The sequence below is a fragment of the Embleya scabrispora genome (assembly GCF_002024165.1).
In the GTDB taxonomy this organism is placed as follows: Bacteria; Actinomycetota; Actinomycetes; order Streptomycetales; family Streptomycetaceae; genus Embleya; species Embleya scabrispora_A.
The window spans coordinates 832,877-859,515 of the sequence record NZ_MWQN01000001.1; the positions used below are offsets into that span (position 1 = coordinate 832,877).

Consider the following 26,639-nt stretch of genomic DNA (forward strand, 5'->3'; position numbering starts at 1 on the left):
CCGCGCGGCGGCGGACGCCCGCCGAGTGACGCCCGCCGCGCGGTGAGCCTGCCCGCCGGCGCCTGCCCGCGGGGCGACGGCCACGCCGTGTGACACCCGGCCGTGCCGTGACGCCCGCCCGTGCACAGTGGCGGGCGTCGGGTGGCGCCCGCCGTGCGATGAGGGCTTGTCGGGTGGCGTCGGGTGAGCGCTCGATGGGGGTTGCCCGGTCGGTGGCGGGTCGGGCGGTGGTGGGCGCCGTTCAGGTGCCCTCGGCGAGTTCCCGGCGGAGCGCGTGCACCTCGGGGACGTCGCGGTAGCGGTCGGTGAGTTTGCGCAGCGCCTCCAGGCGGTCCCAGGTGCGCTTGGAGTCGACCTCGCCGGCCGCCCGGACCGCGAGCCCCGCGTGGTGCGCGCCCCGGTCCGGTTGGCCGTCCAGAAGGCATGCAGAGGCCAGCGAGATCAGGTCGAAGGTCTTCGCCCGGTCGTGCCCCCTGGTGCGCAACTCCAGCGCTTTCTCGGCGTGTTCCTGCGCGCGCCCGGCCGCCGTCGGGTCCACCTCGGCCAGCGTGCGGTACACGAGGGCCTGCATGCCGTGCAGGTCGGCCGAGTCGAAGAAGACCACCCAGTCCGGATCCTCCTCCGGGCGCGACCGGCCGAACTCGGCCTCGGCCCGACCCAGCGTGCGCCGACAGTCCGCGGCCCGGCCGAGCGCGGCCTGCGCCCACGCCTCCACGGTGTGGAACATCGCGCGAGTGGTGGCGCCCGCCCGGTCGCCCGCCGTGCGCTGCGCCAGTTCGATCAGCGCGAGCGCGTCGGCCGGGCGCTCCAGGTGCACCATCTGCCGCGCCGCGCGCGACAACGCCTCGGCCGCGCGCGGGAGATCACCCGCCTCCCGGGCCGCGTGCGCCGCGATCACGAAGTAGTTCTGCGCGGTGGGATCGAGCCCCACGTCGTGCGACATCCAGCCGGCCAGTGCGGCGAGGTCGGCCGCCACGTGCCACAACCGCCGGGTGACCGGCAGCGGGTTGGGATAGGTCAGCAGATTGCCGACCTCGTTCAACTGGCCGATCACCGCCTTGCGTTGCAGTCCGCCGCCGCGATTCGCGTCCCAGGTGCGAAAGACCGTGACCGCGTTCTCCAGCGCGGTGACCTCCTCGGCGCCGATCGGGCCGGCGTCCGCGAGCCCGTAGGACACCGGATCGGCGGGTGCGCCGCGCTGGTGGGGCACCCCGAGGCCCGGGCTGAGCCAGCGATCGAAGTTGGCCACCAGCGCCGGACCGGCGACCAGCGCGAAACCGCCGCCGGTGAAACCGTGCCGGTTGAGCATCAGGTCCATGCCGGTGAACTCGGTCAGCGCGGTCACCGTACGATCCGTGCTCCACGGCAGGTCCTCCTGGACGACCTGCGCGTTGTGCCGGGGGCGGCCGGTGAGGCCGAGGTCCTCGGAGGTGACGACACGCCCGAGCCGCTCGGTGAAAAGCGCGGCCAGGACCCGGGGAACCGGGTCGCGCGGGCGCTCGCCGTCCTCCAGCCAGCGCCGGACCCTCGAGGTGTCCGTGGCAAGCTGGGGATGGCCCATCGCGGCGGCCCGCCGGTTGACGAGTCGGGCGAGTTCGCCCTTGGACCACCCGGTCAGGGCAAAGAGGTCCACCAGTTTGGTGTTGGGTTCCCGGCGCATTGCAAACCGCCCGTTGATGTGGGGACCGTGGCTCGAAAGCGTCCTCGGGAGGCCGCCTGCCGGACCGAGGCTAGTCGGGTACGGAGCAGCCGGCTCCGATTCGCCAGGGTTCGCCAGGGTGCGCCACGTGGATCACCACCCGGATTCGGGAGTGTTGTGGATGGTGGATCCGGCACGTGGGCCCCCACCCGTCGCGCGGCCGGATCCGCCCCTCGGCAGCGCAGGAAGGTTTACATGTCATCCACGACGTCCACCACCCCGGGCCGCTCGACCACCCCAGGATCCGCCGCCTCACGACCGGGCATTCCCGGCCCGAACAGGCGTATGCCCACCGGTGGTTCGGCACCCGCCGGCACGGTGGCGGCGTCGAACACGGCGATCTCGGCGAACGCCGCGGTCGCGACCGGCGCGGCCGTGGCCGCGGGTGGAGCGGGCCCGGGAGTACCTCGCATGCTGCAACAGGGTCCGGGCCCGGAGGCGGTCGCCGCGCTCGCCGCGCGGGTCTGTCCCGGTTTCACCGCCGGAGCGGTGCTGCGGCGTACGCCGCGCTCGTTGCTGCTGTCCGGTTCGGTCGGGCGCGGCCCGGTCGTGGTGAAGTACCTGACCGACCCCTCGCCGCATTGGCTTCAGCGTTTCCGGCACGAGGTCAACGCGTACCGCACCTTCACCCGCCAGCGGCCGCCGGTGCGGGTGCCCAGGCTGATCGCCGCCGATCCGGAGCGGCGCATCCTGGTGATGGAACACGTGGCCGGCCGGCCGGCGGCCAACGAGCGTCATCCGGGCACCGCCCTGGCTCGCACCGACGTACGCGCGGTCCTGCACACGTTCGCCACGCTGAACCGGTGGAAACCCCCGCCCGGGTCGTTCCCGCTCGCGTTCGACTATCCGGCCCGGGTCGACCGGTACCACAAGCTCGGCCTGCTCACCGATCGCGACGCCGGCGACCTGGCCCAGTTGCTCCGCGGCCTCAGCCGGGTTCCCGCGCAGTTCTGCCACGGCGACGCGGTGTTGTCCAACGTGCTGCTGACCGCGCAGGGCGCGGCGCTGGTCGACTGGGAGTCGTCCGGCTACCACCTGCCCGGCTACGACCTGGCCGTGTTGTGGACCCTGCTGGCCCGGGATCCGATGACCCGCAGGCAGTTGATCCAGACCGCCCAGCAGTCCGGCTCGCTCTCGCGGGACGCGTTCCTGGTCAATCTGATGCTGGTGCTGGTCCGGGAGATCCGGCTCAACGACGTGGGCCCGGTCGGCGAGGAGCAGCGCCGGTTGCTGCGGCGGCTGCACGACGACTGCGGGATGGTCCGCCGAGCGGTGCGCGCGGCGATCGGCACCCGGTAGCGCGGGCGGCGGGCCGGGGCTGCTCGGTCTCGCGGCGGGGGCACGTCGCCTCGCGGCGCGTGCGCCCGCCGCGCTGCGGCTCGCGGTGCGCGGTCCTGCGGCCTCAGCCGAAGGTGATCGAGTCGATCGGCTTGAGGAGTTGGAAGACGTCGTCGGTGATCGGGCGATCCCAGGTCACGATGCGCACCAGGACGTTGTCGCTGCGGTCGAACTCCACGCAGGCGAGCCGACCCTCGGCGTACTTGACCTTGCGCACGATCAGCAGGTCGTCGCCGAGCATGATCGGGGTGTCCTCGGTGGACAGCTCCTCGGGCATCTCCTCGTGACCGAGGGCGGCCACGAGCTGCTGGGCCTCGATCCGGCCGACGCCTTCCTCCCGCGCGGGCGAGCCGGGCGGCAGGTTGCCGATCAACATCGCGGGACCGCGGTTGGCCAGCAGGTCGTAGCGGACGAAGATCCCCTGGCAACTGCCGTCCTCCCCGGGCAACATGGCCACGACCACGGAACCGGGCCAGTCACCGAACGGGATGGCGAGAACGTCGAAATCCGGCCCGGACGGGGGGCGGCGGCGCAGGAAACCCATACAGACATGCTAGTGGCCCTCCAACGTGCCGCCGGCCACACCCACCGCCGCACGCGCGCCGGTTGCGGCGGGGCGGCCTCGGGCGGCCGGACCGCTGTGGCGTCGAACCGGCCGGAGCACCGTACCTACCGTGCATCGGCCCCGAAAAAGCCCCAAGGCCCGCACCCTGCACGGGCGCGGGCCTTGCTAGGTCTGCGGTCCGTTGCCGGAGCCGCGGGACCGATTCAGAGCGGGCGAACCATCTCGGCCTGCGGGCCCTTCTGACCCTGCGTGACCTCGAACTCCACGCGCTGGTTCTCCTCCAGCGAACGGTAGCCGTTCGTCTGGATGGCGGAGAAGTGGACGAAGACGTCAGCGCCGCCGTCGTCCTGCGAGATGAAGCCGTAGCCCTTGTCGGCATTGAACCACTTGACCGTACCGGTGGCCATGTCTTGATTCCTTCACGTAACCCACGGACACCACACCTCGTGATGCCCGGGTCGCGAACCGTCGAGTGGTCCCACTCCCCGCGTTACCCCGGGATGCCCTCGCTGTGAGGAGCGAAAAACGCCCACGGCTGTTGATGTCCGCAGGCGTTGGACGTGCGAGGGAACTACATCTACTGCTGCAACCGCGGACAACGCTACATGCCAAAGACTGCTCCGCAACAGCCCTTCGCAGTGCGAATCCGCCCGTCACCAAAGCGGTTAACGGGGGGCATAGCCGGCACACGCCGCACGGTTCATCCGCGTGGGTGACACAACTGGGCGCAACCGAGGGCTGACCAAGCGTCAGTCACCCGCACCCGCGGACCGGGGCGCACGACTGCCCGAAGCGCGCACGCGGGCGGAGCGCCGGAGTGGAGTGGGGGCTCGCCGAAAGGCCCCCGAAAGCCACCGAAGTACGGCCGACGGGACGGGGGTGGCCGGCGAGGTTCGGGGCGGGGGTCGGGGCCGGGGGGCGGAGAGGGTGCGGGGACGGGGCCGAGAGGCCGGGGCGGAGAGGGTACACGGGAACGGGGGTCGAGAGGCCGGAGACGGAGAGGGTCCGGGGGCGGGGGCGAGAGGCCGGGGGCCAAGGAACCGGCGGACTGGGGCCGGTAGCCGGCGAACCGGCGGCCCGGGCAGCCGAGAAACAGCCGGGGCTTGAGGAACCGAGGACCCGGAAGTGCCCAGGGTCCCGGGTCCCGAAGGGCGGCCCGGAATCCAAGGAACCCGCGGGGGTCGGGAGGCTTGAGGGGCCGAAGAGCGGGGACCCCGGCACCCGGGCCCGAAGGGCGCGGAGGGCCGAAGAACCGAGGAACCGAGGAACCGAAGGGCCGAAGGGCCGAGGAGCCGAGGGTGCCCGGGTCGGGAGGCTCGAGGAGCCGAAGAGCGGAGACCCCGGCACCCGGGCCCGAAGGGCCCGAAGGGCGCGGAGGGCCGAAGAGCCGAGAAACCGAAGGGCCGAAGGGCCGAGGAGCCGAGGGTGCCCGGGTCGGGAGACTCGAGGAGCCGAAGAGCGGGAACCCCGGCACCCGGGCCCGAAGAGCGCGGAGGGCCGAGGAGCCGAGGGTGCCGAAGGGCCCGCCGGGCCGTGGAGAGTCCCGTGGGAATCCGGTGGAATCGCCCGAACGGCCCTTGGACACACGGATGTTCACGTGGCCTTCGTGTGCGCGCCACCGTTTCACCGTTGGGCCTTCGCGGCTTGTGCCTACCGTTTTGTCATGGCTGCATCGACTGCCCCGCCTGCGCCCCCGGCCCCCACGTATGCGCCCTCGCCCACGCAGGTCGCGCCGGTTGCGCCGACTTCGGACGGGGCGGTGGCCCGAATACCCGTGCGGCTGCCCCGGGGGCTGCGGCCCATGGGGGCGGTGCCGGCGAGGCTGTACGGGTTCGTGGCGCTGGTCCTGACCGGCATCGTGGTGCTCGCCTCGGGGATCGCGGTCGGCGCCGGCAACGCCAGGTCCGGGCTCGACGAGGTCGCGCACACCTCGGCTCCCCGCGCGCGGGCCGCGGCCGACCTGTACTTCGCGCTCGCCGATCTGGACGCGCAGGTGGCCAACGTGCTCCTGGTCGGCTCGGACGAGCAGATCGGCAACCGGCAACTGGCGCTGCGGCAGATGCGCCAGCGGCGCGCCTCGGTCACCGAGAACATCCAGAAGCTCGCCGCGGGCGGTGCCTCCTCGCGGACCGTGCAGACGCTGATCGACGGGCTCGGCAAGTACGACGCGTATGTCGCGCAGGCCCGCCTTGAGGACGATCAGGTCGAGAACCGCCCCATCGCTCGCCCGCCGGTCGTCGCGCTCAACTACTTCGTGAACGCCACCTCGCTCCTGCACGACGAACTGCTGCCGGCCGCCGACGCGCTCGGCCGCGGCGCCGGCGAGAAGTTGGCCGCCGACGCGGACGCGGACCGTACCCACGCGCGCTGGGCGGCACTGGCGATCGGGCTCGTCGGCCTGGTGCTCGTGGTGATCCTGGTCGTCGGCCAGGTCTGGTGGGCCCGACGCTTCCGTCGGGTGGTGGTGCCGGGGCTGGCCGCGGTGACCATCGCGGTGGCCGCGCTCACCGGCACCGCCGCCGTCGTGTTCACCGACCACGCGTCCCGACTGCGCGACGCGGAGACCCAGGCGTTCGATCCGTTTCTGACGCTCGCGCGGGCTCGGGCGACGGCGTCGGAGGCGAACGCGGACGAGAGCCGGTTCGTGATCCTGCCCGAGCGGGCCCAGGCGTACGGCCAGGGTTTCAAGGACAAGTCGATCGAGCTCGACAAGGCCGTGCCGAACCGGCAGGTCGCCACCCGCCTGGAGGCCTTCCGGCGCGACGACCGGGCGCTGCGGGCGGCGGTGGCCGGGGGCCGGCTGGATGTCGCCGTCGGGCTGGCCACCAACGTCGGTCGCGGCAACCTGGCCTTCGACTTCTACGACTACCAGACCGCGCTGGCCGTGGCCGCGGAGGCGGAGCACACCGACTTCGAAAACCGCGCGGACGACGCCGCCGACGCGCTGACCGGCTGGCCGTGGGCGCCGATCGGGGTCCTCGGGGTGTGCGTGGTCCTGGTCCTGGCGAGCGCGCGACCGCGACTGCGGGAATACGCGAAGCGCTGAGCCTCGCGCTCATGGCGGTCGCGAAGAGCGCGCGCGGGCGGCCCGTACCCACGGGCCCGAACCGGCCCGCGCGACGCTGCCGGCCCATATCTTTGCCACAGTCAAGTGTTGACGACGGTCGCCGTCATCACAGTTTCCCGAGGGCCTCCAAACGATATTGCCTCTGGAATATCGACCGGCCCACGCCTTACGCTCCGCCCATGGAATTCAACCTTGCCGACCTCTTCGAGCGCGCGGCCGGGGAATACCCCGAACGCGAGGCGATCGTCGCGAACGGTGAACGCCGTACATATGCCCTTCTGGAGGAACGGGCGAATCGCCTCGCCCATCACCTTCAGGACTCCGGGGTCCGGCCGGGCGACCATGTCGCGGTCTACGCCTTCAACATCATCGAATGGGCGGAGGCGATGCTCGCGATCTACAAGATCCGGGCCGTCTGCATCAATGTGAATTTCCGTTATGTCGCGGACGAGCTGGCCTACCTCCTCGACCAGGCGAAGCCCGTCGCCATGGTCTTCCAGCGCCAGTTCACCGGACGCGTCGCCGAGGTCGCGCCCAAGGTCACCTCGCTGCGCCACCTGCTCGTGGTCGAGGACGGCACCGACGGCGGCGCGGCCGACCCGGTCACCGCGGAGTCCCTGGGCGCGCTGCGCTACGAGGACGCGCTGGCGGCCGGCTCCCCCGTACGTGACTTCGGCCCGCGCTCCGGCGACGACCTGTACCTGCTGTTCACCGGCGGCACCACCGGTCTGCCCAAGGGAGTGGTGTGGCGTCAGGAGGACGTCATCTTCGCCCTCGGCGGCGGCATCGATCCCACCAACGGGCAACGCATCTCACAGCCCGAGGAGATGGTCGAGAAGGGCCGCAACGGGCAGATGACCACCTTCCCGATCGCGCCGCTGATGCACGGGGCGACCCAGTGGGGGGTGTTGCAGAACCTCTCCAAGGGGCACCGTGTGGTGCTCATCGACAAGTTCGACGCGCACAGCGTGTGGGAGGGGGTCGAGGCAGAGAAGGTCAACGTCGTCCTGATCACCGGCGACGCGATGGCCCGTCCGCTCCTGGAGGCCCTGGACGAACCGCGCGACGGGCGTGCGGCCTACGACCTGTCCGCCCTGTTCGCCCTGTCCTCCAGCGCGGCGCTGTTCTCGCCGTCGCTGAAGGAGGAGTTCATGGAGCGCCTGGGGATCGTGGTCAGCGACGCGATCGGCGCTTCCGAGTCCGGCGCCAACGGCGTCGGCGTCGCGGTCAAGGGCCAGACCGAGCAGCAGAGCGGGATCACCGTCAAGGCGGTCCCCGACTCGGTCGTGCTCGACGAGGACCTGAACCCGCTGCCCGCCGGCGTGGTCGGCCGCCTGGGCCGCAAGGGCAACATCCCGCAGGGTTACCTGGGCGACCCGGTCAAGACGGCCGAGGTCTTCCGCACCGGCCCCGACGGCACCCGCTACGTGGTCCCGGGCGACTACGCCCGCCTCGAGGGCGACGGCCGGATCACCCTGCTCGGCCGCGGCTCGGCGACGATCAACTCGGGCGGCGAGAAGATCTTCACCGAGGAGGTCGAGGGCGCGGTCAAGGCCCACCCCGAGGTCTACGACGCGATCGTGGTCGGCATCCCGGACCCGCGCTGGGGCCAGACGGTCGCGGTGGTCGTCCAGCCCCGCGAGGGCCGTGTCCCGAGCCTGGCGGCGATCCAGGAGCACTGCCGGACCAAGATCGCCGGTTACAAGGTGCCCAGGGTGATGCGCGTGGTCGAACAGACCCAGCGCACGCCGACGGGAAAGCCGGACCTGCAATGGGCACTGGCGATCGCGTCGGCACCGGAGGAAAGCAATTCCGCTTCCGCCTAGCAGCACCACCGCCGCAGCCCGAAAGGTTCGCGGCACGAAAGTGAAACGCCGAATACACCGCCCGGGATTTCCCGGGCGGTGTATTCGTATATCGGTCAGACCGCTCGCTCGCGCCCCTCCCAATAGGGATCCCGAAGTCGCCGCTTCTGCAGCTTCCCATTCGGATCGCGCGGCATCGTCTCGACGAATTCCACGCTCCTGGGCCGCTTGTAACCGGCCACCTGTCCGGCACAGAACTCGAGCAGTTCCTCGGCCAGGGCGGGACCGGCCGCGAAGCCCTCGTTGGCCTCGACGACGGCCTTGACCTCCTCGCCCCAGTCCTCGTGCGGGATGCCGAACACCGCCGCGTCGCCGACGGCCGGGTGCCGCAGCAGCGCACCCTCGATCTCGGCGGGGTAGATGTTCTGACCACCGGAGATGATCATGTCGATCTTGCGGTCGCGCAGGTACAGGTAGCCGTCCTCGTCGAGCAGGCCCACGTCGCCGACGGTGAACCAGTCGCCGATCCGGCCCTTGCGGGTCTTCTCGTCGTCGTGGTGGTACGTGAACGTCCCGGCCCGCATGAGCATGTACACGGTGCCGACCTCGCCGGCCGGCAGCCGGTTGCCGTCGTCGTCGAAGATGCCGATCTCGCTGATCGGCCAGGCCTTGCCGACCGTCCCGGGCCGATCCAGCCACTCCTGCGCGGAGCAGAACGTGCCGCCGCCCTCGCTGGCGGCGTAGTACTCCTCGACGCAGGGCCCCCACCACTCGATCATCGCCCGCTTGACGTGCTCGGGGCAGGGCGCGGCACCGTGCACGGCGTGCCGCAGGGACGACACGTCGTACTTGGCCCGCACCTCCTCCGGCAGTTGCAGGAGCCGGTGGAACTGGGTCGGCACCATGTGCGTGGTGGTGACCCGGTAGCGGTCGATGAGCCGCAACATCTCCTCGGGCCGCCACTTGTCCATCAGCACCACGGCGTGCCCGATGTGCAACGACTGCTGCGCGTGCTGGAGCACGGCGGTGTGGTAGAGCGGCGAGCCGACCAGGTGCACGTTGTCGTCGTACGGCTTGACGCCGTAGATCAGCAACGTGCCGCCGTAGCGGGCCTCTTCGGGCGATCCGCCGGACAGCGGCCGACGCACGCCCCGGGGACGGCCGGTGGTGCCCGAGGTGTAGTTCATCGTCACGCCCACGCTGCGCTCGGTGGGCGGTTCGGCCGACTGCCCCTCGCTCAGCTCCGCGAAGGCCCGAAAGCCCGGCACGGCCCCGACGGCGAACCGCGCCGCGGCCGGCACCCGGGCCTCGTCGGCAGCGGCCACGATCGTGTCCGCGAAGCGCTCGTGCCCGATCAGCACCTTGGCTTCGCTGTCGGCGAGGATCCACGCGATCTCGGGACCGACGAGGTGGTTGTTGACCGGCACCAGGTACATCCCGGCCTGCGCCGCCGCCATGTAGGCCACGATGTACTCGGCGCAGTTCGGCAGGATCGCGGCGAACACGTCGCCGGTCCCCAGCCCGGCCGCCCGCAGACCGTGCACGAGCCGGTTCGACGCGGCGGACAACTCCCCCGCGGTCCACTCGGCGCCATCGGGGTCCACCAGCGCGAGCCGGTCCGGATTGGCCTGCGCATGAGCCCAGAAGCCGTTCGCCACGTGCGGTTCCCTTCGAGCTGCCCGGTTACTTGACAATGTCTGACATTGTGGCGCGAGCAAGCCCAGAAAGAAAGGGTGCCTTACTGATTCCTGACCAAGTCGGCCCGAGAACCGGGGCAAAGGCGAACCCGGGCCGGGGATCAGGAACCTCAGTCGCCGGAACCGAGCTTCGGCAGCCGAGCGGGCGACGGCTCGGCCTCCGGACCGAGCCGGTCCATCGCCCCTCTGATGTGCGGCGACGGGTACACCGCACGAATCACCGGCGTCGCGGCCCCGACGACCCGACGCAGCACCTTGAGCCCGGGCCGAGCCACCACCGACGGCAGCCCACGCGTGCCGTACAGCTCCTTGGCCCAATCGGGCAACGCGGCATACGCCAGCTCGGCGACCTGCCGCCACAACACCTCGCGCCCGAGCACCAGCAGGAGCGGCACGGGCGGTCGCCGAAGGAAGTCGAACACGTCCTGCGCCTCGTCCGACATGGCGAGTTCGGGCCGAATCCCGTCGAAGTAGCGATCGAGGTCGGCCAGCGACCCGGGCACGTCGTCCGCAGCGAGCCCGACCAGTTCGGCCGAACGACGCTGCTCGTCCACGTACCGATCGGCGAGCGCGTCGGTGAACGGGAACCCGGCCTGCCGGGCCACGGAGAGGTAGGAGCCCACCTCGGCGCAATGTATCCAGCGCAGCAACTCCGGGTCGTCTATGCGGTACTTCTCCCCCGTGTCAGGGTCGACGGCCCGCAACCCGGCATGGATCCGCCGCACCCGAGTCCCGGCCCGTTCCGCCTCGACCCGCGGCCCATAGGTCGTCACCCCGACGAAGTCCGCCGTCCGGAACAGCCGCCCCCAGGGGTCCTTCCGAAAGTCCGAGTTCTGCACCACGGCCCGCACCGCCCGAGGATGCAACGCCTGCAGATAAAGCGCCCGCACCCCGGCCACCCACATCACCGGATCCGCATGCAACTGCCAGGTAACGGAGCCCGGCCCGAACAACCCGGCCACCTCGGACACACCAGCCGCCTCGGACCCAGCCACCTCGTCAACGCCCCACCGCACGTCGCCCACCGACCCACCTTCCCGAACCCGAACTCCGCCTGGCAGTACGAGAGTACGACTCCAGCCGCACGCCCCCGAGCTCCGATCTCCGAGCACCGCACCACAGCGGAACTACCAAGCCAGGAGAGGGCGGGCACTCGAGCTGGGTTCGTGGGGCCCTGGGCCTTCCCGAGTGGGCTGGGTGCTCTCGACGTGCGTTGCGCCTTGGGTTGTGGGTGGCCGGTGCGGGGCTGGTCCGAGTCGGAGATGGGCCGCCGCCGGCGTTCGGGGCTCCGAGAGGAGGGTTCCCGACGAGATGCGCGCGTTGGTCGGCGAAAACCGGCCGGCAGCGGGGGCAGGGAGGGCGGCCGGATCGAGTCTTCCGGGGAGCCTTCCCGGGTGGGTCGGGGCGTTTTGGGTGCGTTCTTGGGGGAGTTGGGGTCCGAAACCGGATCGCGGTGGACGTCTTGGGCTTTCGAGTCTCGGTGACCTGCGGGTTTACCGGGCGGCCGTCGAACACGGGGTGTCGCGTGCCGGTTTCGTGTGCTCCGCCTCTCTCGGCTCCGGTGTGAAGACCGAAAGTGTCCTGTGGGGGTCGAAACCGGATCCCGAGACGCTCTAAACGGCGGCCTCTTGTGCTGACCTGCGGTTTTCTCTCGTGTGGAGGTTGCGGCACCCCACGGGATCCGGTTTCGTGAATCTCCATCACCCACATGCCGCCGCCGGCCGTAAACACGCGGCCCACTCGGGAAGGTTCCCCGGAGGACCCGACCCGGCCGCCCTCCCCGCCCCCGCTGCCAGCCGGTTTTCGCCAAGCAACGTGCCCGTCTCGTCGGGAGCTTCGAGTCTCGGAGCCCCGAACGCCGGCGGCGGCCGACCTCTGTCACCGGACAAACCCCGCACCGGCCACTCGCAACCCCAGACGCAACGCACGCCGCACCAAACCCGACCCCCCTCCCCGCCCCCCTCCCCGCCACCCGCCCCCGGCCGCTCTTCCCCCCGACCCGGGCACCCGCCCCGACGAACGGCCCACCCCACAGCCCCACACCACCGGCGGCGGCCCACTCCACGACCCGGACCAGCCCCGCACCAGCCGGCCCGCCCCCACCACACCCGGCTCCCACACCCACACCCCACCGGAAAAGGGAAACCGGCCCCGGAAAACGCAAAAGGCCCGTCCCTTTCGGGACGGGCCTTTCACACGTAGATTCCGGCGGCGTCCTACTCTCCCACACCCCTTCGAGTGCAGTACCATCGGCGCTGGAGAGCTTAGCTTCCGGGTTCGGAATGAGACCGGGCGTTTCCTCTCCGCCAAGACCACCGGAAAACCATCGAACCCACAACCATGGGCCGTTCGGTGAACCAGAAATCACATGCGGTGATTCAATTATCAAACAGGTTCCCCGAAACCGATTGCGGTTCGGGAACCACACAGTGGACGCGTAGCAACTGAGGACAAGTCCTCGGCCTATTAGTACCGGTCAGCTCCACCCCTCACAGGGCTTCCACACCCGGCCTATCAACCCGATCGTCTCTCGGGGGCCTTACCCAACCGAAGCTGGTGGGAGTCCTCATCTCGAAGCAAGCTTCCCGCTTAGATGCTTTCAGCGGTTATCCCTCCCGAACGTAGCCAACCAGCCATGCCCTTGGCAGAACAACTGGCACACCAGAGGTTCGTCCGTCCCGGTCCTCTCGTACTAGGGACAGCCCTTCTCAAGACTCCTACGCGCACAGCGGATAGGGACCGAACTGTCTCACGACGTTCTAAACCCAGCTCGCGTACCGCTTTAATGGGCGAACAGCCCAACCCTTGGGACCTACTCCAGCCCCAGGATGCGACGAGCCGACATCGAGGTGCCAAACCATCCCGTCGATATGGACTCTTGGGGAAGATCAGCCTGTTATCCCCGGGGTACCTTTTATCCGTTGAGCGACGGCGCTTCCACAAGCCACCGCCGGATCACTAGTCCCTGCTTTCGCACCTGCTCGACCCGTCGGTCTCACAGTCAAGCTCCCTTGTGCACTTACACTCGACACCTGATTGCCAACCAGGATGAGGGAACCTTTGGGCGCCTCCGTTACCCTTTGGGAGGCAACCGCCCCAGTTAAACTACCCATCAGACACTGTCCCTGATCCGGATCACGGACCCAGGTTAGACATCCAGCACGACCAGAGTGGTATTTCAACGACGACTCCAAGAACACTGGCGTGTCCCCTTCACAGTCTCCCACCTATCCTACACAAGCCGAACCGAACACCAATATCAAACTATAGTAAAGGTCCCGGGGTCTTTCCGTCCTGCTGCGCGAAACGAGCATCTTTACTCGTAGTGCAATTTCACCGGGCCTGTGGTTGAGACAGTCGAGAAGTCGTTACGCCATTCGTGCAGGTCGGAACTTACCCGACAAGGAATTTCGCTACCTTAGGATGGTTATAGTTACCACCGCCGTTTACTGGCGCTTAAGTTCTCAGCCTCGCCCCGAAGAGCTAACCGGTCCCCTTAACGTTCCAGCACCGGGCAGGCGTCAGTCCGTATACATCGTCTTACGACTTCGCACGGACCTGTGTTTTTAGTAAACAGTCGCTTCTCGCTGGTCTCTGCGGCCACCACCAGCTCACCCTGCAAGAGGGATCACCAACAATGGCCCCCCTTCTCCCGAAGTTACGGGGGCATTTTGCCGAGTTCCTTAACCACAGTTCACCCGAACGCCTTGGTATTCTCTACCTGACCACCTGAGTCGGTTTGGGGTACGGGCCGCCACGACACTCGCTAGAGGCTTTTCTCGGCAGCATAGGATCATCCACTTCCCCACAATCGGGTCGGCATCAGGTCTCAGGCTGTATGTCGTGCGGATTTGCCTACACGACGCCCTACACCCTTACCCCGGGACTACCACCGCCCGGGCTGGACTACCTTCCTGCGTCACCCCATCGCTCACCTACTACCCGATTGGTTCGGCGGCTCCACCCATCCGATCACCCGAAGGATCCCGGCGGCTTCACGGCCTTAACATCACGAGGTTCGGCGCTGGCGCATCGTAGCGGGTACGGGAATATCAACCCGTTGTCCATCGACTACGCCTGTCGGCCTCGCCTTAGGTCCCGACTTACCCTGGGCGGATTAGCCTGCCCCAGGAACCCTTGGTCATCCGGCGCACACGTTTCCCACGTGTGATTCGCTACTCATGCCTGCATTCTCACTCGTGCAGCGTCCACCACTGGTTTCCACCGCGACTTCACTCGCTGCACGACGCTCCCCTACCCATCCGTACACCTGAACCACGAAGGCTTGGCTAACATACGAATGACACGACTTCGGCGGTGCGCTTGAGCCCCGCTACATTATCGGCGCGGAATCACTTGACCAGTGAGCTATTACGCACTCTTTCAAGGGTGGCTGCTTCTAAGCCAACCTCCTGGTTGTCTCTGCGACTCCACATCCTTTCCCACTTAGCGCACGCTTGGGGGCCTTAGTCGGTGCTCTGGGCTGTTTCCCTCTCGACCACGGAGCTTATCCCCCGCAGTCTCACTGCCGCGCTCTCACTTACCGGCATTCGGAGTTTGGCTTATCTCAGTAACCTGGTGAGGCCCATCAACAATCCAGTGCTCTACCTCCGGCAAGAAACACACGACGCTGCACCTAAATGCATTTCGGGGAGAACCAGCTATCACGGAGTTTGATTGGCCTTTCACCCCTAACCACAGGTCATCCCCCAGGTTTTCAACCCTGGTGGGTTCGGGCCTCCACACGGTCTTACCCGCGCTTCACCCTGCCCATGGCTAGATCACTCCGCTTCGGGTCTTGGGCGCGCGACTCAACCGCCCTGTTCGGACTCGCTTTCGCTACGGCTACCCCACACGGGTTAACCTCGCCACACACCGCAAACTCGCAGGCTCATTCTTCAAAAGGCACGCAGTCACGGCCACCACACGACTAGCGCGGATGACGACGCTCCCACGGCTTGTAGGCACACGGTTTCAGGTACTATTTCACTCCCCTCCCGGGGTACTTTTCACCTTTCCCTCACGGTACTAGTCCGCTATCGGTCACCAGGGAATATTTAGGCTTGGCGGGTGGTCCCGCCGGATTCACACGGGATTTCTCGGGCCCCGTGCTACTTGGGAAATGCGCAAGCAAGCCGTACATGTTTCGTCTACGGGGGTCTTACCCTCTACGCCGGACCTTTCGCATGTCCTTCGACTACACATACGGTTTCTGACTCGCCGACCGGCCGGCAGACCGATCAAGCACACTCCCACGACCCCGATCACGCAACCCCTGCCGGGTATCACACGTGACCGGTTTAGCCTCATCCGATTTCGCTCGCCACTACTCTCGGAATCACGGTTGTTTTCTCTTCCTGCGGGTACTGAGATGTTTCACTTCCCCGCGTTCCCTCCACACACCCTATATATTCAGGTGCGGGTGACAGCCCATGACGACTGCCGGGTTTCCCCATTCGGACACCCCCGGATCACAGCTCGGTTGACAGCTCCCCGGGGCCTATCGCGGCCTCCCACGTCCTTCATCGGTTCCTGGTACCTAGGCATCCACCGTGCGCCCTTAACAACTTGGCCACAGATGCTCGCGTCCACTGTGCAGTTCTCAAACAACAACCGATTCCCACGGACCTGAAGACCGACGCCTACCAGTCTTGAAGACCGGCGGTTCGAGGATCGTCCGAGGATCGGAACCCACCCGAGACAACAGACCGGCCCCACCAGCCACGACTGGCTGACAGGGCCGGGCCCGTTCCCTCAGGACCCAACAACGTGCCCGGCGGAACCACCCCCGACATCCACGCTTTCCACGCTCTTGCGAGCAGTACTTGCGTCGACCCCAGGAGGATCCCACCGAATAGTCAACGTTCCACCCATGAGCAACCCCTTCGATACATGCGACCGAAGCGGGCTATGTGCTCCTTAGAAAGGAGGTGATCCAGCCGCACCTTCCGGTACGGCTACCTTGTTACGACTTCGTCCCAATCGCTGGTCCCACCTTCGACGGCTCCCCCTCTTGCGAGTTGGGCCACCGGCTTCGGGTGTTACCGACTTTCGTGACGTGACGGGCGGTGTGTACAAGGCCCGGGAACGTATTCACCGCAGCAATGCTGATCTGCGATTACTAGAGACTCCGACTTCACGGGGTCGAGTTGCAGACCCCGATCCGAACTGAGACCGGCTTTTTGAGATTCGCTCCACCTTGCGGTATCGCAGCTCATTGTACCGGCCATTGTAGCACGTGTGCAGCCCAAGACATAAGGGGCATGATGACTTGACGTCGTCCCCACCTTCCTCCGAGTTGACCCCGGCAGTCTCCTGTGAGTCCCCATCACCCCGAAAGGCATGCTGGCAACACAGAACGAGGGTTGCGCTCGTTGCGGGACTTAACCCAACATCTCACGACACGAGCTGACGACAGCCATGCACCACCTGTACACCGACCAAAAGGGGCACCTGTCTCCAGATGTTTCCGGTGTATGTCAAGCCTTGGTAAGGTTCTTCGCGTTGCGTCGAATTAAGCCACATGCTCCGCCTCTTGTGCGGGCCCCCGTCAATTCCTTTGAGTTTTAGCCTTGCGGCCGTACTCCCCAGGCGGGGAACTTAATGCGTTAGCTGCGGCACGGACGACGTGGAATGTCGCCCACACCTAGTTCCCAACGTTTACGGCGTGGACTACCAGGGTATCTAATCCTGTTCGCTCCCCACGCTTTCGCTCCTCAGCGTCAGTATCGGCCCAGAGACCCGCCTTCGCCACCGGTGTTCCTCCTGATATCTGCGCATTTCACCGCTACACCAGGAATTCCAGTCTCCCCTGCCGAACTCTAGCCTGCCCGTATCGAATGCAGGCTCGGGGTTAAGCCCCGAGTTTTCACATCCGACGCGACAGGCCGCCTACGAGCTCTTTACGCCCAATAATTCCGGACAACGCTCGCACCCTACGTATTACCGCGGCTGCTGGCACGTAGTTAGCCGGTGCTTCTTCTGCAGGTACCGTCACTCTCGCTTCTTCCCTGCTGAAAGAGGTTTACAACCCGAAGGCCGTCATCCCTCACGCGGCGTCGCTGCGTCAGGCTTTCGCCCATTGCGCAATATTCCCCACTGCTGCCTCCCGTAGGAGTCTGGGCCGTGTCTCAGTCCCAGTGTGGCCGGTCGCCCTCTCAGGCCGGCTACCCGTCGTCGCCTTGGTAGGCCACTACCCCACCAACAAGCTGATAGGCCGCGGGCCCATCCTGCACCGCCGGAACTTTCAACCCCCCACCATGCGGAGGAGGATGTTATCCGGTATTAGCTCCGGTTTCCCGAAGTTATCCCAGAGTGCAGGGCAGGTTGCCCACGTGTTACTCACCCGTTCGCCACTCATCCACCCCGAAGGGCTTCAGCGTTCGACTTGCATGTGTTAAGCACGCCGCCAGCGTTCGTCCTGAGCCAGGATCAAACTCTCCATTGATGTTCACCGGTAATCCGGTGGAACACAATAAGTGAGCGGCGACTCTCCCGGAGGAATGATCCGGGTATGCCGCCCGCGTCCTTGCTGTGACCTGGGCCCACTGACAGGACCCAGGATTTTCTTCAAAGGAACCACCAACACCGACCGCGACTCCCCGAACGGGGACGCGTTCAGCGCCGGGGGTGTTTCTTTGGCGTTGACTTTTGGCACGCTGTTGAGTTCTCAAGGAACGGACGCTTCCTTCGGTGCGGAATCAACCGCGCCCTCCGGGCGTTTGACGTTCGTTTGTGTTTCTCTTGTTTCGCTTTCGCGTCTCCAGCTTAGCACACCGTTTCGGCCGCTTCGCTTTCCTCGCTTTCGGCATCCGGCGCGTTCCCGCGCTTTCCGCCTTTCAGACTCTAGCAGATCTTCCGACCCACTTCGTCCTGCCGCTTCCGACATCGGGAATTTGCATTTCCGAGGCATTTGGCGACGCCCGCCGACTTTAGCGGAGCGCATTCCGATCGCCTAATCGGTGATCGGGGATTGTGCTCGCCTCCCGGGCGGACTTCGCAACAGTACACGGCCGGGCTCGGAGCGCCAAATCGCTCCGAGCCCGGCCGCTCGTACCTCCCCCCGCAGGCTCGGCGGCGCCCCGCCGTCGCCCCGCCGTCGGCTCAGCGCAGCCTCAACGCCCCGTCCCCATCCGGGTGTTCGGCCCCGGCGCGGTGTTCGGGCCCGCCTCCGTCACCGGGGCCGTCGGGGCCACCTTGCCGTCGTGGGTGAAGCCGATGCCCTTCAAGGTCGGCATTGCCGCACCGTCGCCGGTCAGCTCCACCTTGTATTGCAGGAATCGTGACGACGTCCCCACCGTGTCGCCCGGCTTGGTCAGGTCCTTCCACGGTGTCCAGCTCGCGTCGGGAATCGCGGTGGTGCCGGTTCGGACCGATACCCGCAGGGTCGTGCCCTTGGGAATGTCGGCCTGCCAGTCGCTCGCCAGCCACGTGACCATTTGGCCTGCGTCCAGGGCCTTGGATACGTACGTGCCGGTGCGGGCCCGGTCCAGGGTGAGTGCGTCCGGGCGGTCGCCGCTCACCGCTCCGCCCGAGACCGTGCCGTTGGTGAAGTCGAAGGCGCCGGTCTCGGCGACGCCCGGCCTCGGCATGACCAGGCGGGCCGTGTCCTTCTTCTTTCCACCGCCGCCCGTCCAGGTCCCCTCGTTCCCGGCCGCGTCGATGCCCGCCAGGCGGAAGGCGTACGTCGCACCGGCGCCGAGGTGGCCGAGCTTGGCGTGGTGGGTGGTGGTGCGCTGCTTCGCGTCCGTGTATACCGGGCGCACCGCGGCCGCGGTGTCGCCGAGCAGGACCGACGTCGTGGTGGGCTTGTCCGTCTTCCAGGTCAGGTCGGCGCTGCCGTCCGGCCAGGTCTTGACCGCGACGTCGCTGATCACCGGGGCCTTGCGGTCGGCCTTGGGAGTGCGGAACTCAGCGGGCTTGGCGTTCGGGGCGGGCCACGTGGTGCGGTCGCCCTTCGCGTTCACCGAGGTGAGTCGGTAGTAATAGGTGGTGTCGGGCTTGAGTGCGCCCAGGGCCACCTTGTGCTCGCCGGCCGTCTCCACGCTCTGCTGGGTGATGGGCAGCTGATCCGGCCGGGTACCGAGTTGCATCTCCGTGGTGGCCGGGACGTCCGTCGTCCAGGTCAGGGTGCCCGAGCCGTCGGGTGCCGGAGCCGCCTCGGCCCGGGCGATCAGCGGGGCGACCGGGGTGACGTAGGTGGCCGTGTACGCGCCGGAGGTCCCGTCGAAGACGGCGTACTCGATGCCCTTGATCGTGGTCTTCTGGAAGGTGACCGCGATACCGCCCCGGGACAGGCCGCTGAGCGTGGTGCCGCCCGAGCCGGTGGTCGGGAGCATCGTCATCAGGTTCGTCGCGGCCGCGTTCTGGTTGACCGTGAAGGTGACCGTGTTGCCGACCCGGTTCAGGCCGGTGACGGTCGAGGCGTTGCGCGCGTCGGTCCAGTCCAGGAGTTGTTTGGCGGAGACGATCGGGACGTTCTTGGCCTTGGCCGAGGCGATCAGCGCGGCCTCGATGTCGAGTTGGCCCACGTTGCCGACCCCGCCGTTGGCATTCGCCGAGTCGGTGTGGTTGTTCATCACGAACGCGCCGTAGAAGCCGTCGTTGTTGGCACCGCTGACGAGCTGGTCGAACGTGTCCGGATAGACCTGTTGGAATTCGTCGTTGATCTGCGTGGTGCCCTGGTAGATGTCGATCATCTGACCGTTGGGGTCGGTGAAGCGCATCGGGAATCCGGAACCGGTGAAGAATCCGGGACTGGCCTTCATCAGCGGCCCGCCCCAGGTGTTCTTCCAGTAGTCGGGCATGTAGTAGTAGTTCGTGTCGAGTCGGATTCCCTTGGCCCGGGCGATCGTGGCGTTGGAACTCCAGTCCGGCCAGGTCAGGCAGTGGGTCCGGTTGGTGGTCGGCTTCAGCGGGGCGTAGCGGGTGAAGTCGTCCAGGCTGTTCTCGTACACCGCGGACAGTTCGGCGTTGATGTCCGTCTGCGACGCGCCGGCGCGCAATTGCGGACAGCTGCCGTTCGCGTCGACGTGTCGGGCGATCTCGAAGCCCTGGGCGGTCCAGTTCTGTACGTCGGACACCGGGGGTGCCTGGGTGCCCTGGGGTCCCGGGCCCCAGACGTAGATGGTGCCGCGCATGCATTTCCAGTTCCGGACCGCGGCGTCGCGCAGGGCCGCGATGGGGCTGGAGCAGTTCGGGTCGGAGCTGTTGTTGTTGTAGCGGGTGACCCGGCCCTGCATGTCGCTGAGGTTTTGGCCGTGGTTGTCGCCGGTGGAGACCATCACGACCTTGAGCAGGTCGGGGGCGGCGGTGGCGGCGTTGCCGGGCAGGTACCAGGTCCTGGGGATCGGGGCCTTGGCACGGTTGCCGATCTCGATCAGGTTGGCGAACAGGCGCTGCTGTTCGTCGGCCTGCGGGACGCGGACTCGGCTGAGGTCGATCCAGTCCGGGTAGAACATGTCGTCGGCGCGCATCAGCGGGCCGCCGCTGTCGGAGAAGTTGTCGTTCTCGACGCCGGCTTGGGTGGGGTTGCCCTGGCGGGTCTGCACGATGGAGCGGGCCAGGTCGTAGGTGAAGGCGGAGGCGGTGCCGCTGCCGACGGTTCGGGTGGTGACGGCCGGGCCGAGCGGGCTGGTGCCGGTACGGGTGTACAGGTCGGCGACGCGGATCGTACCGACGCCGCCGGGGACCGTCCATACGTCGGCGGGGCCGTGGTATTGCATGCTCAGTTGGCTGTAGATGCCGGCGCCGGGAGCGGTGCCGCTGTCGACCTTCATGTATTGGTTGGCCTGGAAGCCGCCGGAGGTGCCGAGGCCGAGCAGGCCGGCCAGGGCGGTGCGCGGGTGCATGGCGATCAGGTTGCCGCCGGCGTTGACCCACGTGGTGAGGTCGGCGACCAGTTGCGCGGAGGGCGCCAAGTCGCCGAGGACGACGGTGGTGTAGCCGTTCAGTACGGTCGCGGTGACCGTGCTCGCGTCCTTGACCGCGAAGGAGTTCAGGCCTTCGGCGCGCAGGATTTCGGTGTAGTAGCAGCTGAAGGGGTTGGAGTCGGCCTTGATCACCAGGATCGGGCCGGTGTTCGGCGCGTCGCACGGCGGGGTGGGCGGGGCCTGGCCGGTGGTGAAGGACCAGGTGGTGTCGGGCATCGCGTTGTCCGAGCGGTCCTTGACCCCGCCGACGGTGAGTGTGTACGGCGTGCCGTAGGCCAGTTCGGCGTTCGGCTTGAGGGTGAGCTGGGTGGGGTTGGTCGGGTTGTCGAATTCGAGTTCGGCGGGTACGGCGGTGCCGTTGCGCTTGAGTTCGAAGGTCAGGCCGGTGGTCTTGAGCGGTTCGCTGAAGGTGACCGAGGGTTGTACGCCGGCGAGTACGCCGTTGGCGTTGGGTGTCGGCGACTGGTCGGTGATGGCGGGGGCGACGGTGTCCTCGGCGTTGGTGCTGAAGACGACGTCGACCCAGTAGTTGCTGCCGTTCCAACTGTCGGTGGGGTAGGTGCTGCCGGCGTTGTACTTGTAGACGCCGTTGCCGCCGTCCACGCCGTCGGCGAGTGCGCTGATCATCGTGTTGCCGACGGCCTGGGAGAACGAGCCGGTGTTGGCCGCGTAGTTGCCGTTGGGCGCGAAGTAGGACGCGACGTAGGTGACGCCGGCGTGCGCGGTGATCGGGGTGGGCAGGTCGACGGTCTGCCAGCCGGTTCCGGTGCGGTTGACGTTGGGTACGGTGGCGAGCCGGGTCTGGGTGTTCTTGTCCCACAGGCTGACCGCGTAGGGGCCGGTGCTGCCGGCGAGTTTCCAGAACCTGATCGACTTGATCTGGCCGTCGGTGGCGGTGCGGAACTTGACGCCGACCTCGACGCTGTTGTCGTCGGTCTGGTTGGGCGTGGTCGGGCTGACCGGGCCGGTCCAGATGCTGGTGTCGATGTTTTGGGTACTGCCGTTGCCGGTGGTGAAGGACCAGGACCTGGTTGCCGCGGTGTTGCCGGCGGCGTCCTTGGCGCCGGACACGCTCACGGTGTATCCGGTGGAGGCGGCGAGCGCCGAAGTGGGGGTGAAGGTGGCGGTGTTGCCGTTGTAGGACGCGGTGCCCGCGACGGCGGGGCCGCCGGTCGCGGTGACCGACCACTGCACGGTGGCGGGTTGGACGGGTTCGCTGAACGTGACGGACAGCGGTGCGGCGGTGGCCACTCCGGTGGCGTTGGCGGCCGGGACGGTCTGGCCGGCCGTGGGGGGCGTCGTGTCGGCGCCGGGGACGAAGGAGACGTCGACCCAGTAGTTGCCGGCCCGGTAGGAGTCGGTCGGCATGCCGCCGCCGGGGTTGTACGTGTAGACCCCGTTGCCCTGGGTGCCGTTGCTCGCCGGGGCGACGAGTTGTTCGACCGTGCGGTCGGTCGCGAAGTAGTCGGTGGTGACCGTGTAGCGGCCGACCGGCGCGACGTAGGAGGCGATGTACTCGGTGCCCGCGGTGACGGGGATGGGCGTGGCGAACGTGGCGCTCTGCCAGCCGGACCCGCTCTCGCCGGTGAAGGTCACCGAAGTCGCGGTGCCGGTGACGGTGTTCCAGATCCGGCCCGTGTGGGGGCCGGTGTTGGCCGCGTCCTTCCAGAACTTGACCTGGGTGATCGTGCCGTCCTGGGCGGGCTTGAAGCGCACGCCCAACTCGACGGCCACCGCGTCGGTGTCGGTCACCGCGCCGCTCGGGGTGGCGCCCGCGAACAGCGAGCACGGGCTGCATGGTGCGGCCTGGGCCGCGGTGATCGGTGCGAACAGGGTGAACAGCAGCGCGCCGATCGCGGCGAACGTGATGCTCGCCCATGTTCCTCGGCGTTGTCGAAGTCCCGGTCTGGTTCCGGCGCAGGCAACCTTCATCGAGTTGGTGCTCCTCAAGGGCATGACGGTCGGTCGTCGGTTCGTGGGTTCGGACGGGCGTCGGCGCACCGGGGTTCGGGTCGCCGCGCCCGCCCCGGAGACCGGACCGCCGGCGGCGCGTTGCCGGCGGCGGCCCGGTCTCCGTCTGTGGGTTCCGGGTGGTTCCGGTCGCCGGCGGCTCGGTTTCCGGGTGTCGGTTCTCGGTGGTGCCGGTTGCCGGTGCCGTGACCGGGACGGGTTGGTGCGGCCTGGTGGGTTCGGCCTGGTTGGCGCGGACTAGTTGGTGGTGAAGACGACGTCCACCCAGTAGTTGCTGTCGTTCCAGGTGTCGGTCGGGAATCCGGTGCCGGTCGTGTACACGCCGTTGCCGCCGACGGTGCCGGAGGCGGAGGCGGTGATCGGTCCGGTTCCGGCCGCCGCCGTCAGGCCGCCCTCGGTGGAGGAGTAGCGGCCCACGGGTGCGTGGTACGAGGCCACGTAGGTGGTGTTGGCGGCGATCACGACCGGTTGGGCGAAGTTCACCTGTTGCCAGCCCGACGCGGTCTCGCCGGTGAAGGTCGCGCTGGTCATGACGGTGCCCGCGGCGGTCCAGATGGTCCCGGTGTGCGTGCCGGTGTTGCCGGGGCCCTTGTAGAACCGCAGGCCGGTGATCTTCCCGGGCACCGTGGTGCGGAATTTGACGCCGAGTTGCATGCCGGCGGTGTCGGTGTCGGAGAGTACGGCCGGCGTCGCCGTGGCGGGCCAGATGGTGCAGGACGGGTTGCAGGTGGGCGGCGGGGTGCTGCCGGCCGTGGTGAAGGACCAGTATTTGGTGGCCATCGGCGTGCCGTCGGCGGCTTGTGCGCCGCTGAGGGCGACCGAGTAGGTGGCACCGGGGATCAGGTCGGTGGTCGGATCGAAGGCGGCGACCCTGGTCGTGGCGTTGTAGCTCGCGGTGCCGGTGACCCGGCCGCTTTCGCCCCGGTCGATCGTCCAGACGATCGTCGCGGGCTGGACCGCCGCGTCGAAGGTGGCGGTGATGTTGCCGCCGACCGGGGCGAAGCTCTCTCCGCTCGCCGGGACGGTGGCGGTGACCACCGGGGGGTTGCCGGTCGGGCCGCCGTTGGTGGTGGTGAACACCGGGTCGACCCAGAAGTTGGAGTCGTTCCAGGTCGAGGTCGGGAATCCGGTGCCGTAGCGGTACACCCCGTTGCCGCCGACGGCGTTGCTCGCCGGTGCGGTGAGCGGGCCGCGGATGTGCGCGGTGCTCAGGCCGCCCTGGTCGGCGGAGTATCTGCCGTTGGGGGCCAGGTAGGACGCCACGTAGGTGGTGCCCGCGGTGACCGCCACGGGCTGACCGAACGTCACCTGCTGCCAGCCGGACGCGGTTTCGTTGCCGAACGTGGCGGTGGCGAGTCGGGTGCCGGACGCGGACCACAGGGTTCCGGTGTGCGTGCCGGTGTTCGCGGCGTCCTTCCAAAAGCGCACGCCGGTGATGAGGCCGGCCCGGTCGGGCTGGAACTTGACGCCGAGTTCGGTGGCGGCGGTGTCCGGGTCCGGTCCGGCCGAGGGTTGGTCGGTCGGCGCCCACAGGGTGCATGGACACGTGACGGGTTGCGGTGGGCCGCCGAGGGTGACGGTGACGCCCGCCGACGGGGTCTCGGTACGGGCGCTGTCGTCGGTGGCCCGGGTTTTGATGGTGATCGAGCCGCCGGCGCCGGTGGTGAAGACGTAGGTCCAGTTGTCCCGGCCGGTGGTGGCGGGGTGCCAGGTCGCGCCGTTGTCGACGGAGACCTCGACGCCGCCCACCCGGCCGCCGGTGTCGGTCGCGGTGCCGGTGATGGTGACGTTGGAATTGGTGGGCAGGCTGCCGCCGTTGGTCGGCGCGGTGATGGTCGAGGTGGGCGGCGTGGTGTCGGTGCTCTGGGTCGCGGCGACCATGCCGCTCATCGGCGTGCCCGGCTGTACGCCCATGTCGGCGAACAGGTTGATCGTGGCCTGCTGCATCGCGGTGTCCACGGTGCCGTTCGCGCCGACTCGGTACACGTCCAGGCCCCAGGCCCACTGCACGGTGCCCGCGCCGAAGACGAGGACGCCGCTGGGCGCGCGGTACAGGGTCAGGCTGTGTGTGGAACTGCCGTCGGCGTACGTCGAACCCTGGTCCTGGATCACCGACATGCCGGACTTGACCGTGGTGGACAGGCGGATCAGGCCCGCGGGTCGGGCGCCGTTGTCCAGGTCGGAGTCCCACTCGTAGCCCAGCGTGCCGCTGCCGAGGGTGGTCTGCGCGGTGAGGCCGAGGGTGGCCAGGCGGGTGTTGCGCCACAGGCGCATCCGCCCGTCGGCGCCGTTGGCATTCATGTCGGTCGTGCAGCAGTTGACCGTGAAGATGGTCCCGGTGACGTTGTTCTCGGGGCGACCGCCGTCACCCGGTGGCGAAAAGCGCGGGTCGCGCCAGGTGCCGGTCCACATGCTCGGGCCCAGCGGGTCGATCGACTGGTTCGCGTGGGTGTCCTTGTAGGCGACCAGGGTGCGGTGGTCGGAACCGTTGCCGTTGATCCCGCCGTTTTCCCAACGGGTCTTCCAGAACATCTCGTTGCCGGAGAAGAAGGCGAGGTTGACGCCCGCGTCCCGGGCCGCCTCGACGTTGGCGCGTTGTGGGCCGGACCAGTATTCGTCGTGGCCGACGGACAGGAACACCTTGTGGTTCTTGATCAGTTGGCCGCGTCGGTCGGTGTCGACGCCGGTCGTGTAGGAAACGTCGTAGCCATTGCGTTCGATGAAGCGCAACATCGCGAACTCGGCGTTGAACAGCGAGTCCTCGGGATTGTCGGCGCGTGTGGTGAACGGCCGGTTGTAGCTGACCTTGTAGGCGCGCCCCACCGGTTGTCCGGTGTACAGGTCGTTGCCGCCGTAGGCGTTGTACGCCTGCCACGTGGTGTCGGAGGACTGCATCAGCAGTGCGGAGTGCGACGCGTCGTTGCGGACGATGAACGGGATCTGACTGGAACCGGAAGTGCCGTCGGTGCGGGTGGGTTTGGCGATGTAGTAGCCGGATACCGCGTCGGTGGGCACGGTCCAGGACGCGGAGTCGATCCAGTTCGAGCAGTCGATCAGGCCGGTCACCTGGTTGTCGATGTCGCAGTCGTCCTGCCGCTTGGGCGTCGTGGCGGAGGCCGGGATCGTGTAGACCTTGCGCGCGCCGTTGCCGTTGTACCAACCCAGTCGGTAGATGTCGACGCGGTAGGAGCTCGCCGTGGTGTCGATCTTGAACTTGATCTGGCCGCCGGCGTTGACGCTGATGTCCGTGGAGTAGCCCTGGATGGAGTTGCTGCCGGCGCCGCTGACGTCCCATTCGGTCCGTGGGTTGCCGGTCTTGCTGTTCTCGCAGGCGATGGCGTTGGCGACCGGCGCGTCGCACGGACCCGCGGCCGCCTTGGGTGTCTCCGGTGCCGCGACGGTCAATGCGAGCAGTAGCGCGAACAGTGTCGGTATGGTCGCTCTGCGCAGCCTTGGCCTGGGTATCTTCATGAGTGTCCCCCACCCGAATATCGGTTCCCGGGGCGGTGTCCCGGGGCCGAGATACGGGAAAGTGTGGCGTACGTTCCGGCCTGTTGTCCGGGTTT

11 protein-coding genes and 3 rRNA genes are annotated in these 26,639 nt (G+C 67.9%); 3 read left to right on the plus strand and 11 right to left on the minus strand.

The window, feature by feature from the left end:
* Positions 1-241 precede the first annotated feature (241 nt).
* Both B4N89_RS03975 and B4N89_RS48855 read right to left on the minus strand, forming a co-directional pair.
* Complete coding sequence (locus B4N89_RS03975) at positions 242-1,660, minus strand: hypothetical protein (protein ID WP_078974477.1); 1,419 nt, start codon at positions 1,658-1,660, stop codon at positions 242-244.
* A gap of 230 nt (positions 1,661-1,890) precedes the next feature.
* Complete coding sequence (locus B4N89_RS48855) at positions 1,891-2,112, minus strand: hypothetical protein (RefSeq protein ID WP_143657823.1); 222 nt, start codon at positions 2,110-2,112, stop codon at positions 1,891-1,893.
* Here B4N89_RS48855 and B4N89_RS03980 point away from each other — a divergent pair.
* Positions 2,111-2,998, plus strand: a complete 888-nt coding sequence (locus tag B4N89_RS03980) for an aminoglycoside phosphotransferase family protein (RefSeq protein WP_078974478.1) — start codon at positions 2,111-2,113, stop codon at positions 2,996-2,998. The genes B4N89_RS48855 and B4N89_RS03980 overlap by 2 nt on opposite strands.
* A gap of 103 nt (positions 2,999-3,101) precedes the next feature.
* Here B4N89_RS03980 and B4N89_RS03985 read toward each other — a convergent pair whose 3' ends face one another.
* On the minus strand, positions 3,102-3,581 hold the full coding sequence (locus B4N89_RS03985; RefSeq protein ID WP_078974479.1) for a hypothetical protein: 480 nt from the start codon (positions 3,579-3,581) through the stop codon (positions 3,102-3,104).
* Positions 3,582-3,805: 224 nt separating this feature from the next.
* Positions 3,806-4,009: a transcription antiterminator/RNA stability regulator CspE gene (gene cspE, locus B4N89_RS03990; protein WP_020557813.1), complete on the minus strand. Its 204-nt coding sequence runs from the start codon at positions 4,007-4,009 to the stop codon at positions 3,806-3,808.
* A 1,256-nt stretch (positions 4,010-5,265) separates the two neighbouring features.
* On the opposite strand from cspE, the gene B4N89_RS52515 reads away from it, so the two are divergent.
* Together B4N89_RS52515 and B4N89_RS04000 are read left to right on the plus strand one after the other, a co-directional pair.
* A complete protein-coding gene (locus B4N89_RS52515; protein ID WP_143657824.1) occupies positions 5,266-6,648 on the plus strand; it encodes a hypothetical protein in 1,383 nt (460 codons plus the stop codon).
* A gap of 200 nt (positions 6,649-6,848) precedes the next feature.
* On the plus strand, positions 6,849-8,495 hold the full coding sequence (locus B4N89_RS04000) for an acyl-CoA synthetase (protein ID WP_078974481.1): 1,647 nt from the start codon (positions 6,849-6,851) through the stop codon (positions 8,493-8,495).
* Positions 8,496-8,590: 95 nt separating this feature from the next.
* Here the strand turns inward: B4N89_RS04000 and B4N89_RS04005 are convergent, their stop codons facing one another.
* The 7 genes from B4N89_RS04005 to B4N89_RS04035 all read right to left on the minus strand — a co-directional run bounded on the left by B4N89_RS04005 (position 8,591) and on the right by B4N89_RS04035 (position 26,544).
* Positions 8,591-10,132, minus strand: a complete 1,542-nt coding sequence (locus B4N89_RS04005; RefSeq protein ID WP_078974482.1) for an acyl-CoA synthetase — start codon at positions 10,130-10,132, stop codon at positions 8,591-8,593.
* Positions 10,133-10,281: 149 nt separating this feature from the next.
* Positions 10,282-11,142 carry an oxygenase MpaB family protein gene (locus tag B4N89_RS04010; RefSeq protein WP_078974483.1) on the minus strand — a complete coding sequence of 287 codons (861 nt, stop codon included), beginning with the start codon at positions 11,140-11,142 and terminating at the stop codon, positions 10,282-10,284.
* 1,232 nt (positions 11,143-12,374) lie between these two features.
* Positions 12,375-12,491, minus strand: a 5S ribosomal RNA gene (rrf, locus tag B4N89_RS04015).
* A gap of 126 nt (positions 12,492-12,617) precedes the next feature.
* Positions 12,618-15,745: ribosomal RNA gene (locus tag B4N89_RS04020) — 23S ribosomal RNA — on the minus strand.
* Between the two features lie 349 nt (positions 15,746-16,094).
* Positions 16,095-17,618, minus strand: a 16S ribosomal RNA gene (locus B4N89_RS04025).
* Together the 16S, 23S and 5S rRNA genes form the textbook arrangement of a ribosomal RNA operon.
* A gap of 667 nt (positions 17,619-18,285) precedes the next feature.
* Positions 18,286-23,034 (minus strand): DUF4082 domain-containing protein, encoded by a 4,749-nt coding sequence (locus B4N89_RS04030; RefSeq protein ID WP_161500612.1) that lies wholly within the window; start codon positions 23,032-23,034, stop codon positions 18,286-18,288.
* Between the two features lie 276 nt (positions 23,035-23,310).
* Positions 23,311-26,544, minus strand: coding sequence for a DUF4082 domain-containing protein (locus B4N89_RS04035; RefSeq protein ID WP_078974485.1), 3,234 nt, complete (start codon positions 26,542-26,544; stop codon positions 23,311-23,313).
* Between the last annotated feature and the right edge of the window lie 95 nt (positions 26,545-26,639).